The organism is Criibacterium bergeronii (assembly GCF_001693775.2).
Lineage (GTDB): Bacteria > Bacillota > Clostridia > Peptostreptococcales > Filifactoraceae > Peptoanaerobacter > Peptoanaerobacter bergeronii.
Genome location: NZ_MBEW02000030.1, coordinates 1 through 14,007 on the forward strand (window position 1 = coordinate 1; position 14,007 = coordinate 14,007).

13 protein-coding genes and 1 pseudogene are annotated in these 14,007 nt (G+C 34.2%); 11 read left to right on the forward strand and 3 right to left on the reverse strand.

Annotated elements, in window-relative coordinates; all coding sequences use genetic code 11:
* The 8 genes from BBG48_RS09475 to BBG48_RS09510 all read left to right on the forward strand — a co-directional run.
* A partial coding sequence (locus BBG48_RS09475; RefSeq protein WP_243446779.1) for a V-type ATP synthase subunit I occupies positions 1 to 1,954 on the forward strand: 1,954 nt, incomplete at its 5' end.
* Positions 1,955 to 2,064: 110 nt separating this feature from the next.
* Entirely contained in the window at positions 2,065 to 2,502 is a 438-nt protein-coding gene (locus BBG48_RS09480; RefSeq protein ID WP_068911814.1) for an ATP synthase subunit C, read from the forward strand.
* 15 nt (positions 2,503 to 2,517) lie between these two features.
* Positions 2,518 to 2,826, forward strand: a complete 309-nt coding sequence (locus BBG48_RS09485) for a V-type ATP synthase subunit F (protein WP_068911812.1) — start codon at positions 2,518 to 2,520, stop codon at positions 2,824 to 2,826.
* A gap of 29 nt (positions 2,827 to 2,855) precedes the next feature.
* A complete protein-coding gene (locus BBG48_RS09490; protein ID WP_068911810.1) occupies positions 2,856 to 3,437 on the forward strand; it encodes a hypothetical protein in 582 nt (193 codons plus the stop codon).
* Positions 3,438 to 3,498: 61 nt separating this feature from the next.
* Complete coding sequence (locus tag BBG48_RS09495) at positions 3,499 to 5,274, forward strand: V-type ATP synthase subunit A (protein ID WP_068911808.1); 1,776 nt, start codon at positions 3,499 to 3,501, stop codon at positions 5,272 to 5,274.
* Positions 5,275 to 5,313: 39 nt separating this feature from the next.
* Positions 5,314 to 6,684 carry a V-type ATP synthase subunit B gene (locus BBG48_RS09500; RefSeq protein WP_068911807.1) on the forward strand — a complete coding sequence of 457 codons (1,371 nt, stop codon included), beginning with the start codon at positions 5,314 to 5,316 and terminating at the stop codon, positions 6,682 to 6,684.
* Positions 6,685 to 6,686: 2 nt separating this feature from the next.
* Positions 6,687 to 7,304: a V-type ATP synthase subunit D gene (locus BBG48_RS09505; protein ID WP_068911805.1), complete on the forward strand. Its 618-nt coding sequence runs from the start codon at positions 6,687 to 6,689 to the stop codon at positions 7,302 to 7,304.
* 204 nt (positions 7,305 to 7,508) lie between these two features.
* Complete coding sequence (locus BBG48_RS09510; protein ID WP_068911804.1) at positions 7,509 to 7,880, forward strand: class II SORL domain-containing protein; 372 nt, start codon at positions 7,509 to 7,511, stop codon at positions 7,878 to 7,880.
* A 225-nt stretch (positions 7,881 to 8,105) separates the two neighbouring features.
* Here the strand turns inward: BBG48_RS09510 and BBG48_RS11620 are convergent, their stop codons facing one another.
* From BBG48_RS11620 to BBG48_RS11380, 3 genes are all read right to left on the reverse strand, one after another.
* The gene (locus BBG48_RS11620; protein WP_094754342.1) at positions 8,106 to 8,387 is read right to left on the reverse strand and encodes a tyrosine-type recombinase/integrase; all 282 of its coding nucleotides are present in this window, start codon (positions 8,385 to 8,387) and stop codon (positions 8,106 to 8,108) included.
* Entirely contained in the window at positions 8,347 to 9,054 is a 708-nt protein-coding gene (locus BBG48_RS09520; protein WP_158527926.1) for a tyrosine-type recombinase/integrase, read from the reverse strand. The genes BBG48_RS11620 and BBG48_RS09520 overlap by 41 nt, the downstream gene beginning before the upstream one ends.
* A 107-nt stretch (positions 9,055 to 9,161) precedes the next feature.
* Complete coding sequence (locus BBG48_RS11380; protein ID WP_068911802.1) at positions 9,162 to 10,790, reverse strand: flagellin N-terminal helical domain-containing protein; 1,629 nt, start codon at positions 10,788 to 10,790, stop codon at positions 9,162 to 9,164.
* A gap of 731 nt (positions 10,791 to 11,521) precedes the next feature.
* Between BBG48_RS11380 and BBG48_RS09530 the strand changes: the two genes are divergently transcribed.
* From BBG48_RS09530 to BBG48_RS09540, 3 genes and pseudogenes are all read left to right on the forward strand, one after another.
* On the forward strand, positions 11,522 to 11,881 hold the full coding sequence (locus BBG48_RS09530; protein WP_068911800.1) for an ArsR/SmtB family transcription factor: 360 nt from the start codon (positions 11,522 to 11,524) through the stop codon (positions 11,879 to 11,881).
* A 70-nt stretch (positions 11,882 to 11,951) separates the two neighbouring features.
* Entirely contained in the window at positions 11,952 to 13,748 is a 1,797-nt protein-coding gene (locus BBG48_RS09535; protein WP_068911798.1) for an O-antigen ligase family protein, read from the forward strand.
* A gap of 1 nt (position 13,749) precedes the next feature.
* Positions 13,750 to 14,007, forward strand: a pseudogene (locus BBG48_RS09540) (undecaprenyl-phosphate glucose phosphotransferase); the annotation flags it as partial.

The following is a 14,007-nucleotide window of genomic DNA, read 5'->3' on the forward strand; positions in this document are numbered from 1 at the left end:
CCTTATTGCCTTAAAAAAGGATGCTCATGATATTCTTGAACGCATTATATTAAATGGCACAGTTCACATAGGCAATAACCAAAATTCTTCTAACTTTACTTTAGGATATTTGCAAGGCAATAAGCAATATCTGCTAGATGCCGGAGTAGATATCAACAGAATAAGGGCATTTAAAAGTGAAAGAACCTTTGAGAGAAAAAAATTTAAGGATTTAATTGACAGATTGTTTTTATTTATAGGCATAGACGAAGAAGAACTAAAAAATGCAGATATGTCGAAAATGAACATATCAGAGCATTTAAAAGAGCTTGACGATTTAGACCAGCAAGCATCTACCATTAGAAATTATGAAATGGCAAATGAATATGCCATTGAAAAAACAGAAACTCAAGTCAGAGTTGTCGAATATTTTTCGCACAGCAGTATAGATTTAACAGAGCTGTCAAAATTGGACTTTTTTGACGTTCATGTAGGAGAAATCTCAAGAAACTCTTGGGTAAAATTAAAAAACAATTATGAAAATATAAAGGCAATAGTTGTGCATCTTGGTAGAACCAGTACAGGAGAGGCTGTAATGATATTTGCACCAAAGATGTTTTACGATGAGACAAAGTCGCTCTTGATGTCCTTATCCTTTGACCAAGTGGATTTGCCTGATGCCCCAATGTCAGCACAGGCTCTACTTGAGCTGAAGAAAAAGGAGATAGACGGACTGTATAAGCAAAAAGACCGTGTCGCAAAGGCAAAGGAAGTTTTCATAGATATGTATAGGGCATCTGTAGTGGCATTGTATTTTAGATACAAAATGATAGAAAAGATAGAGTACCTAGAGTCTCATGTGGCTGAAAGCGGGAATTTTTTCATATTCAACGCATTTGTGCCGGCATCTACTACAGAAAAATTAAAGCAGGATATTGAAAAAATGGCTGATAATGCGATTGTAGCCTTTGAGGACGATAGTACAGTACCAAAGAAATTTACAATACCGACAAAGCTGATGAATAATGTGCTTTTAAGACCGTTTGAAACCTTAGTTAAGATGTATTCAGTACCTCAATACCAAGAGTCAGACCCTACACCGTTTTTTGCACTTACCTATATGTTGCTTTTTGGATTAATGTTTGGAGACGTAGGTCAAGGTATAGTGCTTATTTTGGCAGGCACTTTGCTAAAAAAACAATTCGGCTCACTGTCTGGCATTATCCAAAGAATTGGTGTAAGCTCTACGATATTCGGCTTTATTTACGGCTCAGTCTTTGGTATGGAGGATTTGATACCGGCTCTTATAATCAGACCGATGGAGCAAATAAATACGATACTGATTTTTGCCATAGTATTAGGAGTAGCTTTAGTAAGTATTGCATATTTTATGGGCTTTTATAACCTCAAGAAAAAAGGCAGATATGCAGATTTATACTTCGACAAAAATGGGATTTCAGGTTTTTTATTTTATATTTCATTCCTGCTGTTCATCTTTAATATGGTTTTAGGACAATCTTATTTTGGCTCTATTAGCTCTTTAGTAACTATGATTACTACAGCAGTGATGGTAATCACAACTTGTCTGATGATTTTAAAACTAAAGTTAAAGCCTAGAGTTGAAAAAGCTAATAGCGATGACAAAGAGGAGTTTTCAGCTGTAGAAAGTGGTTTTGAGATGTTTGAAACTATTATGAGCTTTTTCTCAAACACCTTGTCATTTATAAGGGTAGGAGCTTTTGCCATAAACCACGTTGGACTATTTATGGCGTTTCATGCACTTGGTCAAATGATAGGAAATACAGCAGGCAATATATTTATGATAATAGTAGGTAATATTGTAATCCTGTCATTGGAGGCATTGATTGTATTTATTCAGGCAATAAGGCTGGAATATTACGAGCTGTTCAGCAAATACTTTGAGGGAGGCGGAGAAATATATTCTCCTTTGACCTTTGACATTAAAGCCAAATAATAAAGACATATAAGGATTTTTAGAAACTGCACATTAAATTTGTGTAGTCTTTATAAATAATCAATTTAAAAAGAAAAAAGAAAATTAATTATACTTTTTTGGAGGAAATCATGAAAACAACTTTGATTTTAGTGGGAATAGGCGTAGTTAGTACAATGTTGACTGGCTTATATTTTTCAAAAACTGGCAAGGTATCTACAAAAGCAGGCATGAAAAAAGCCTTAGCAGTAAACGTGCTTGCTATGTTAGCATTATTTGCAACCGGCATAGCTGCCGATGTATCCTTTGCCGCTGAGGCATCAGCAGATGCAATGACAAAGGTTTATCAAACTCAAGCAGGCGGACTTGGCTTTATAGGTGCAGCATTATCAACCGGTCTTGCAGCAGTAGGTGCCGGTATAGGTGTTGGTCAGGCAGGTGCAGCAGCAATAGGAGCAATATCAGAAAATGAAAACATACTAGGTAAAACACTTATCATACTAGGACTAGCAGAAGGGGTTGCTATATACGGTCTAGTTATATCTATAATGATACTTCAAAGATTATAATCTTGAGGTAAAATCATGATAAGTTATCTTATTTCAGATACTACAGACAGTGCTGTTGGTCTTAGACTAGCCGGTATAACAGGTATTGTTTTGAGAGACAAAACCAGCATTGAAAAAGAATTTGATAGATGTATCAAGGACAAAAATATCGGCATTTTGATTTTGACTGAGGGAGTATTTGAGCAAATAGAAGAAAAAGTAATGCTCCACAAGCTCAACAATAGGTTTCCGCTTATTGTTGAAATACCGGATAGAAATGGACTAAGACGTGATGCAGATTACATTACGGATTATATAAATCAATCCATAGGCATAAGTATATAATTAAAATATTGATGAAATCGGAGGTAAAATTGCTATCCGTAGAAGATAAAATAGTTAGTTTTAAAACTCTTCTTCAAGACACTATTAGAGATAATAATGCCCAAGAGCTAGAACAGCTAAAGATGCAGTTGAGCGAAAAGCTTTTGAGCTTTGAAGAAAAACTTAAAAACCAGACACAAGATAAGCAAAGAGAGCTAGAAAACAGATACAAAAATAAATTTGATAAAGTAGTTTCCACTACTCAAGGACAAGCTCAAAATATAATTTTGGACAGACAAAATAAAATCAGGACAGATTTTGAAAAGTCTTTAAAAGAAAAATTAAAACAAGATTATATGGGAGAAAAGGGAGAAAGATTTTTACAAAAAGCTATAGAAAATATAAAAAATTATGACTTAAACAACATGACATTATATATAGGACAGACTTGTGAACAAAGAGATAGAAAATTGATTGAGCAGCAGCTACCAAATGCAAATGTTAAGGTTAGCCAAGAAATAGAGCTTGGCGGACTAATAGCTGACAACAAAGAAGAAACACTAAGGATAAACGCCAGCCTAGATTACGCACTACAAAGTAATCAAGAGCAAATCAATAAAATGATAAACTAGTAAATAACAAAATTTATTTGAGTTTAAGGAATATAAATTCCAATTATCAAAGAGGTAAAAAATGCAGCAGCAACCTAAAATTATAGATATAAATGGCCCAGTTGTAAAAGCAGACTCAATGAGCGATTACAAGGTAAGGGATATGGTGCTAGTTGGAGATAAAAACCTCATAGGAGAGGTAATATCCCTTGAAGGTGAAGTAGCTACCATAGAAGTTTATGAAGAAACCTCAGGTTTAAAGACAGGAGAAAATGTTAAAGGTACAGGGATGCCTCTTAGCGTTACACTTGGACCTGGAATAATAGGTAATATTTTTGATGGAATACAAAGACCACTAAACACAATTTTTGATAAAAGCGGATACTTTATTCCTGAGGGAATAGGACTTATAACAATTGACAAAGAAAAACTTTGGGACGTAGATATGCTCATAAAAGAGGGCGACTATGTAAAAGGTGGGCAAATTTTTGCCACTACTCAAGAAACAAGCTATATAAAGCATAAAATATTAGTACCACCGACAGTTTCAGGCAAAGTCACACAGGTAAAGCCAAGCGGCTCTTACAATCTTGAAGAAGTCTTGGCAGTGGTTGAAACTGAAAAAGGTGAAAAAGCATACTTAAAAATGTACCATACTTGGCCTGTAAGATTGCCAAGACCGGTAGAAAGCAGAATGCCAATATCAAAACCACTTATCACAGGACAAAGGGTACTTGATATATTTTTCCCAATTGCAAAGGGAGGTACAGCAGCACTGCCGGGAGGCTTTGGTACAGGTAAAACAATGACACAGCACCAATTGGCAAAATGGAGCGATGCAGACATAATCGTATATATAGGCTGCGGCGAACGTGGTAATGAAATGACAGAAGTTTTGGAAGAATTCCCAAAACTGATTGACCCAAGAACAAATAAACCACTGATGGAACGTACAGTTTTAATTGCAAACACATCAAATATGCCGGTTGCTGCCCGTGAGGCATCAATATATACAGGTATTACCATAGCAGAGTATTACAGAGATATGGGTTACAACGTAGCCATAATGGCAGACTCCACCTCAAGATGGGCAGAGGCACTTCGTGAAATCTCCGGCAGACTTGAAGAAATGCCGGCAGAAGAAGGCTATCCGGCATATTTGCAATCACGCATAGCACAGTTCTATGAAAGAGCTGGATATACAAAGGCATTATCAGGTGAAGAAGCGTCAATTACAGTAATAGGTGCAGTATCTCCTCCCGGAGGAGATTTTTCTGAACCGGTTACAGAAAATACAAAGAGGTTCGTATCCGCCTTTATAGGACTTGATAAAAACCTAGCATATATACGTCACTATCCGGCAGTAAACTATTTGACAAGCTACAGTGCTTATACAGTGATGGTAAAAGATTACTACGATGAAAATATCTCACCTGATTTAATCAAGCTGAGAAATAAAATGATGGAGCTACTTGCAGAAGACGACAAATTAAATCAGATAGTACAGTTGGTTGGAGAAGATGTACTACCAAATGACCAAAGACTAGTGCTGGAAATTGCAAGCATAGTAAAAAAAGGCTTTTTACAGCAAAATGCTATGCACGAGATAGACTCCTATGTGCCACTTGAAAAACAATTTAGAATGTTACAGACGATAAATAATCTGTATGAAAAATCTTATCAAGCAGTAAAAGCTCAGATAGGACTTGCAAAGGTTAAAAATAACGAACTCTTTGATGAAGTGATAAAAATGAAATACAACATCAAAAATGAAAACTACGAAGAAGATTTTAAAAATCTGAACGATAAAATCAACAAGTATTACGAAGACTTGATAAAATCTAATGAAAACGAGTAAATTAAGTTTTATTGAATATAATCATAAAACGAGGTAATTATGCAAAAACAATATTTAAGATTGGCAAAGGTAGAAGGACCGCTTATAATGCTTGAAGGGGTAGACGACGTCAGCTATGACGAAATCCTCCAAATAGATTTATCTGACGGTCAAAAAAGAAGAGCCAAAGTAGTAAGAATACAAGGAAATAAAATAATTGCCCAAGTATTTGAAGGTACAAGCGGTATATCTACTACAAATGCAGTAGTTACCTTTACCGGTAAAATGCTTGAAGTGCCATTATCTAAACAAATATTAGGCAGGACATTTAACGGAGTTGGAGAGCCGATGGACGGAGCAGGTCCAATCGTATCTGATAAAAAATACGACATCAATGGTCGCCCTATGAACCCGGTTGCTAGAATGTATCCAAAGGATTACCTAGAAACAGGCATATCTTCTATTGACACACTTACAACACTAATCAGAGGACAAAAACTGCCAATATTTTCAGCAAACGGACTCCCTCACAACCAATTGGCTGCACAGATAGTAAGACAAGCAAAGCTAAAAAATTCTGATGAAAAATTTGCCGTAGTATTTGCAGGCATGGGCATCAAACATGATGACTATGACTTTTTCAAAAAAGAATTTGAACAGTCAGGAGCATCCAGCAGAGTAGTATCTTATATAAACCTTGCTGATGCACCAATAGTTGAAAGAATATCTACACCAAGGACAGCGTTGACCGCTGCTGAATATCTTGCATTTGAAGAAGATATGCACATACTGGTAGTTATGACAGACATTACCAGCTATGCAGAGGCACTTCGTGAATTGTCATCAGCAAAAGAAGAAGTACCATCGCGTAAAGGCTACCCCGGATACTTGTACTCAGACCTATCCACATTGTACGAAAGAGCAGGAATGATAAAGGGCAAAAAAGGCTCAATCACTATGATACCTATCCTTACAATGCCTAACGATGATATAACTCACCCAATACCCGACCTTACAGGCTTTATCACAGAAGGACAAATAGTTTTATCCAGACAATTATTCCAAAAAAATGTCTATCCTGACGTAGATATCTTGCCATCACTTTCAAGACTGATGAAGGACGGCATAGGTGACGGATTTACTAGAGACGACCACGAAAATGTGCAACTACAATTATTTGCACTTTATTCAAAGGTTATAGACGTAAGGTCATTGTCTCAAATCATAGGCGAGGACGACCTATCTGATACAGACAGAATATACATGGAATTTGGTAGACAGTTTGAAGAAAAATTCTTAAAACAAGGAGCATACGAGGCTAGAACCATTGAGCAGTCACTAGACATAGCTTGGGATTTATTTAAGCTGTTCCCTAAGACTGAGCTAGATAGATTAGAGGATAAGCTTGTAACGAAATATGGTAGGTGGTAGACATGAAAAACATAGCACCTACAAAGGCAAATCTATTAAAAGTCAAGGATAATTTAAAATTATCTAAGGTTGGCTACAACCTGATAGATAAAAAAAGAACAGTGCTTATAAAAGAAATGATGCAGCAAATTGAAAAAGCAAAAAAAGTTCAAAATGACCTGAAGGTAATGTTTGAACAAGCTTATAAAATGCTGCAAGAGGCAAACATCACCATGGGCGTCATGGAAGTCCAAGACGTATCCTACGGTATGGATACCTCAGAAAATTTTGATATAAGCTATAAATCTGTAATGGGATTAGATGTGCCAAGAGTAAAATATACAGTAAAAGAAGATAAAACCCCAAATTACAGTATGCACATGACAAACGAATATGTGGACAAGGCTATAGTAGAGTTTGAAAAGATTAAATACCTTGTATATCAATTAGCAGAAACAGAAAATACAGTTTATAAGCTATCAATAGAGATAAAGAAAAATCAAAAAAGAGCAAACGCCTTGGATAAAATACAAATCCCTGATTTATCAGAAACAGTAAAATATATATCAGCAACCTTGGAAGAAAAAGACAGAGAAGACTTTTTCAGACTAAAAATAATCAAGAAAAGAAAACAGCAATAAAAAACGAAGATAGCATATTAATGTTGAAAAACATTGAGCTGCTATCTTCATTTTATACTAACTTACATAAGAAAATGTAGTATTATATTTATAAATATAATATTTTAATGAAAATTCAAATTATACAACAATAATGTTACTTTTTAAAAAAAATAGGTATAATGATAGTATAATAAAAAAAATAAAAAATTTTAGGAGGCAAATATGTCAATATTAGGCGGTACAATACAAACAGGTGATTGGAAAGGCGAAAAACACGTTCCAGTAATAGAAGCTCCAGCGTCTGCACAAGCAGGTGAAGTATTTGAAGTAAAATACTTTGTAGGAAAAGAAATAGCTCACCCTAATACTCTTGAACACCACATCTCTTGGATAAAATTATTCTTCGTACCAGAAGGTGGAAAACCGGTAGAGCTTGCAGACAGCCATTTTTCTGCACATGGTGAATTAGACAGCTTTGACGAACCATGTAGCATAGCAAAAATAAAACTACAAAAGAGCGGTAAACTTGTAGCTTTAAGCTATTGTAATATCCATGGTCTATGGGAAAACAGCGTAGATATCAAGATAGGCTAGTTTTATAATTGTAAATTTAATATATTTTAAGTAAGATACTCAGTCCTTAGGTTTTTATTTGATTTATTTCTAATAAAATTCCTTTGGCTGAGTATTTTAATACTACATCATATAAGCTACCAACGTTTTTAAAGCATTTAAAATATTTTATTGAAAAATATAAAGAGAAATTTACATAAAAATAGCAAATTCATAAAAGAATACCCTAAAATAAAAAAATACGATTTACAAAAAATTATTCATCAAATTCATGCAAAACTCCTTTTGCTTTAAGCTGGCACTCACATAAACATCTATAGTAAAAGACGCATTCTTATGCCCTAAAACCTCTGATAGAGTTTTTACATCAAAAAAGTTAAGTAGTAATGCGTTACTAGCAAAGGTATGTCTTAAATCATGAAATCGGATTTTTTTGATATGATTTTTTTCCAAAAAGCAATAAAAAAACCGTCTAAAGCTATGTGGCTCAAGCGGCATGGTAGAATTTGTCAAAAAAATTTTCGGCATTATCGGACTTGCAAAGTCCTGATAGTATATAACCTAACCTTGACGGTATAGGTATGGCTCTGTCTGATGAATATGTTTTAGGTGAGCCTATGTCAATATATGATGAATGCGAGGAGATATCATATATGCGTTGGATTGTCTTATTTATTACGATTTTATTTGAAATAAGGTCAATATCCTTCATTTTTAGACTGCAAAGCTCACCTATTCTGATACCGGTTGCAAATGCTATTAAAATGCCTGCGGTTTTTGGATTTAAATCCCTATAAATTGCGTTTAACAGATTTTTTTGCTCAGTATCGATTAGTACACAAAATCGCCTTGAGTGAGCCATTTTGGGCAAATCTATGCTTTTAAATGAAAAGTCCTGCATAAGCCCCATTTTAAAGGCATATTTAAATGATAGCTTCATAACTCCTAATATATCCCTTACAGTCTTAGGACTTAGACCTGTATTTTTATCAAGTCTGCCATAGTTACTAAGATAAAAAACATACTCTTGAACTTGATTTTTTGTGATTTCACATAGCTTTACACCATGCCAATAAGGAGCTATATGATTTTTGCAAATCACCGCAAAATTAGAGTAGGTGGATTTTTTTACAAGCTGCTTTTTATAAGCCAAAAAATCAACCAACAGCTCAGAGTACAAAATGTTGCCTTTCATAATTACCTCCATGGTTAAATTTTTAAATATATATGCAATAAAAACACAGGCAGTTTCCCGCCTGTGTCTTTTTATGATAATTCTTTTAATTTGTAATGTCAAGCAGACTATCTTAGTAACTGAAGAACCTGTTGAGGCAATTGGTTAGCCTGAGCAAGCATAGCCTGAGATGCCTGAGTAAGGATATTGTCCTTAGTAAACTTAGACATTTCTTTAGCCATGTCAGTATCTCTAATTCTGCTTTCTGCTGTTTGAGTATTTTCAGCAGCGTTGTCAAGGTTTTTGATAGTGTGTTCAAGTCTGTTTTGTACAGCACCAAGATTTGATCTTTGTCTTGAAACCTCAGCGATAGCCTTGTCTATTTTTTCAAGAGTGCCGCCGGCCTTATTTATAGCATCGCTTGACATAACGTCAAGTGTTGAACGGAAAGTTTTCTGTCCGGACGCAACTGCATCTACTCCATCTTTTGTAGTTGCAGTAACAGTAGCATTTTTATCTGCTTTAAATCCTATGTCTTTAACTGCTGTGACATCTTGTTTTAGCTCAGCGCCTTTTAGCGTGTAATTACCAGGGTCTGCTAAATTATTCTTACTCTCTAGTACTAATTTATTTCCGTCCTTAGTTGCAGTAAATGTTTTAGAAACTTCTGTATCAGCGTTTATTGCATTTACTACATCATCTAAAGTTATTTTTCCGTCGGCATTAGGAGCAACTGATATAGTTCTTGTTACGCCGTTCATATCAAATTCCAGCTCATATCTGTCGTTTTTGTTAAGACCGGTTATGTCCACAAAATCATCTGCATCTGCTAGTTTAACTTTTCCACCATTGTCTACACCTGTAATGTCAGTTTTTATACCAACATCATCTTTATTTAATGCAGTAGACTCTAAAATTGTGTTGTTAACTTTCATTTCTATTGTGTCAGCTTTCATAGCTTCACCGGTTTTAATAGATGTTAAAGTTACTTTGCCGTCCTTAGCTTCTGCTTTTACTAATTTTTTTAATTCAGAGTCTGCATTTATTTTGTCAGCTACTGTTTGTGCTGTAATAGGCTTTCCATCTTCAGCCTTTAAAGAAAGTGTAGTATTTACATTTGGATTAGCACCATCTTTTACAGTTATGTCAAGCTTGTATTCGTTAGGGAATTGTTCTACGCTTATATCGCTAAAATCAGCTGACCAAGTAGCACCCTTAGCAGGAGTAGAACCCCAATCCTTAATTTCACCCAAGCCTAACTTAACAGCAGACATAGACTCTATGTTTATGTCCAATGTTTGTCCTTGGTTAGCACCTGTTTGTAACTTTTTCTTTGTGAATGAACCATCAAGTAATACTTGTTTATTAAACTGAGTTTTATCAGATATAGACTGTATTTCGTCTGCCAATTCGTCCATTTCTGCATCGATGGCTTTTTTATCTTCGTCTTGGTTAGTTTCGTTACCTGCTTTAACTGCTAATTCTCTCATTCTTTGTAGCATACTATGCACTTCGTCTAGTGCACCTTCTGCTGTTTGTACTGCTGAGATACCGTCAAGGGAGTTTGCAGATGCTTGTTTAAGTCCTCTAACCTGAGAACGCATTTTTTCAGATATATATAGACCTGCTGCATCGTCTGCTGCTCTGTTTATTTTCATACCTGAAGAAAGCTTTTCTACAGATTTTCCCATTCCTGCAGCGTTAACGCCCATAAATCTATGTGCATTGTCAGACATCATGTTGTGATTTATTATCATAATAATTTCCTCCTGAAATTTGTAATTGGGCTTCTTGCCCGAATATTTTAAATTATAATTTAAAATATACTGAAAACTAAATCAAGAAAGTGCTACCTAATATCATACCTAAGGAGCTACCATGTAAACAACGCCGGCTTTTGTATACATGGCTATCAACCACGATATGATGTGTAGGCGACTACTGATTTCGCGCCGTCAGTATATCTGCCTTACATATATGATATCGGTGTTTAAGTAAATAACTAAGTAACACTGATTTTGCAATAAAAATATAAGTATAAGCCGGCAATATCAAATGCCATGGCTATAAGCCACTTATGTAAATATAAAAACTATAAATTACTTAAATACAAGTGATAGATTTATAGAATAATAGAAAATATACTCTCCAAAGTATTACAATTTAGCCATCTAAAAAAAATTAAAAAAAATTTTAAAAAAATACTAAAGTTATTTACTTAAATCCATCAATCATTAGAGCATAGCGTAGATATCAAGATAGGAGAGTTTTAAAGGTTAAAATTAATATGTATTAATAAAATTACTCAGTCTATAGATTTTTATTTCTAATAAATTTCTTTTGACTGAGTATTTTTGTAAATATTTAGTATTCTTGATAGTTCGCACCTTTTGGTGTATAATAAATCGACTGAGCAAGGTAGTTTAAGTCTTAGTTTACATAATTTATTTTGACTTTATTTTAAGTGTTTTAATTATTGGAGGTAAAATTGGGAAGATATTTACCGCACGACCATGGGAATAAGGATATAGAGCAATTACAAATTCAATTAGACAAATTAGAAAATTTTCGAATACTTTCTGATATATTTAAGCATCTTGGGGATAGCACTAGGGTAAGATTGTTTTGGACTCTATGCCACGTTGAAGAGTGCGTGTTAAACTTATCTACTATGATGGGTATGAGTAGTCCTGCTATTTCTCATCACTTGAGGTCGTTAAAGGATGCCGGTCTTATAACTAGCAGGAGGTCAGGTAAAGAGGTTTATTATAAGGCGGCAGATACTCAGGTTGCACATCTTTTACACGCAGCTATTGAAAAGGCGATGGCTATAAGCTGTCCTAAATAAATATTGTATGGATATTTTTAATTGATAAAAAAGTAATAGTGTTTTACCAAAATTAGATTAAGGGGAAAAAATGTATTTAAAAGACAAACTAAAATGGATACCATTTTTGATGGCATTACTCATTATTCCAATTACTATGAGACTTGTTGCTGTGCAAATTCCGTTTGATGTGCAGCTAAATTGGACAGGGGCAACGGTCGATTATGATATTTTTTCTTATGCAAAATCTATACTAATATTCATATTTGCAATAGTTACTAGTATAATTTTATTTTTTAGCGTAAATTCTAGGAACATACAAATAATAAAAAAGGGAAAAATATTTTTTGGAGTAATTGGGTTTTTAGCTATAATGGCTATTTTGTCTACATTTTTTGGAGGTAACTGTGTTATTTCCCTTGGCGGTGCTCCATCAAGATATGAGGGGCTTTATACATTTATTGGATATTTTATTTTTTGTGTGTATGCAATTTTATTTGATTACGACAAAAAATCGGTAAAGCTAATAACAGTTTTATTGGCAGTATTTACGGTCTTATGTGCACTAATTGGCTTTTGTCAATATACGGGCAACGACTTTTTTACAAGCGACATGGGTACAAAGTTGATTGTGCCGGAGGCATTAAAGGATTTAAGGTCAAGCCTTCAATCTACAAAGGCTTCATTTAAGACTATGTATATATTTACTACTCACTACAACTATGCCTCCATGCTTACTGCTATGCTTAGTATGTTTTGGCTGAGCTATTTTTTAGCTACTAAGGACAAATTTTACAAGATATTGACTTTAATTATGTCTATTTTGTCAGTTTTAATGCTACTTGGCTCTAATGCAAGGTCAGGGATAGTAGCAGTTGCAGTCAGCATGGTAATATTATTTTTTGTGCATTTGAAAACAATTATATCAAATAAAAAAATACTTATAGGCGTAGTTGTATTTATAATTTTGGCAATAGCAGGAGCATCAAAGCTAGGTCTGATGTCAAGGTTTGGGTATTTAGTAAGTGATTTAAACAAAATTGAGTCTACTAGAAAAGTATCAAGGGACTATATAAAGGAATTAATTCCATTAAAAAATATATCTAAAACTGATACAACCTATACTATTACTTGGAATGATGGGAAAAACGATTTCACTTTAAATTATGATAAAAATGCGGATGTTTTTTCTGATAAAGATGGGAATAAGCTCATTTTAATTGTAAGAGATAACGGCACAATAGGACTTCAAGATAAAAGATACAGCATAGTTACTCTTTTACAAAAAAAGACTCAAATTACAGAAGATGAACCAATGAGAACACTACAAGTAGTAACGATAGCAAACGAAAAATTTAACTTTGACATAACAAATAATGTTAAAATAGTAAATCATATGGGACAGGAAATAAATCCTAATCAGCAATTCCTAAGAGCAGGCTTATACGGCTTTGAAAAGCTAGGCTCAGGGAGAGGATACATAATTGATTACACTTTACCTTTATTAAAAAAGGCAATGATAATCGGCTATGGACCTGATGCTTTCTTGCAGGTATTTAATCAGGACGATATATATACAAAATTTTATGTTTATGGCATGACTTCCCATGTAGTAGACAAGCCACATAATATCTATTTATTATATGCTATAAACTTCGGGGTAATTGCAACACTGGCTTTTGTGGGAATGCTTATTTATCTTACTGTAAAAAGTGCTATCAAATACAAAAGCTTTGACATATCTAAAAATCCTCTAGCAGTTGGGGCGTTGTCAGGGGTAGTTGCTTATATGATGAGTGGATTTTTCAATGACTCAACGGTGTCGGTATCGACTATATTTTTCATATTTTTAGGCATAGCTATTAACTCACTTTTAAAGGGTGAATAAATTGATTAAAGAAAATCAGAGACTATTTAACTTTATTAATGTGGTGCTGGACGCATTAATGATAGTAATTGCATTTTTGTTAGCATATTATACAAGAACACAAAGTGATTTATTACCATATCAAGAGTCTATCACATTTTATGAGTATTTACGTTATCTTGTAATAATACTGCCTATTTTTATAGCTTGCTACTTTTGGACAAAGGTATATACACCGCAAAGATTAAAATCCATTACTAATGAGATTTTTAGACTTGCT

Excerpts from the sequence above, each read along its gene's own strand:
- BBG48_RS09480 (WP_068911814.1), top strand. The coding sequence starts at position 2,065 with ATGAAAACAACTTTGATTTTAGTGGGAATAGGCGTAGTTAGTACAATG.
- BBG48_RS09485 (WP_068911812.1), top strand. The coding sequence starts at position 2,518 with ATGATAAGTTATCTTATTTCAGATACTACAGACAGTGCTGTTGGTCTT.
- BBG48_RS09495 (WP_068911808.1), top strand. The coding sequence starts at position 3,499 with ATGCAGCAGCAACCTAAAATTATAGATATAAATGGCCCAGTTGTAAAA.
- BBG48_RS09500 (WP_068911807.1), top strand. The coding sequence starts at position 5,314 with ATGCAAAAACAATATTTAAGATTGGCAAAGGTAGAAGGACCGCTTATA.
- BBG48_RS09505 (WP_068911805.1), top strand. The coding sequence starts at position 6,687 with ATGAAAAACATAGCACCTACAAAGGCAAATCTATTAAAAGTCAAGGAT.
- BBG48_RS09510 (WP_068911804.1), top strand. The coding sequence starts at position 7,509 with ATGTCAATATTAGGCGGTACAATACAAACAGGTGATTGGAAAGGCGAA.
- BBG48_RS11620 (WP_094754342.1), bottom strand. The coding sequence starts at position 8,387 with ATGCCGAAAATTTTTTTGACAAATTCTACCATGCCGCTTGAGCCACAT.
- BBG48_RS09520 (WP_158527926.1), bottom strand. The coding sequence starts at position 9,054 with ATGAAAGGCAACATTTTGTACTCTGAGCTGTTGGTTGATTTTTTGGCT.
- BBG48_RS11380 (WP_068911802.1), bottom strand. The coding sequence starts at position 10,790 with ATGATAATAAATCACAACATGATGTCTGACAATGCACATAGATTTATG.
- BBG48_RS09535 (WP_068911798.1), top strand. The coding sequence starts at position 11,952 with ATGTATTTAAAAGACAAACTAAAATGGATACCATTTTTGATGGCATTA.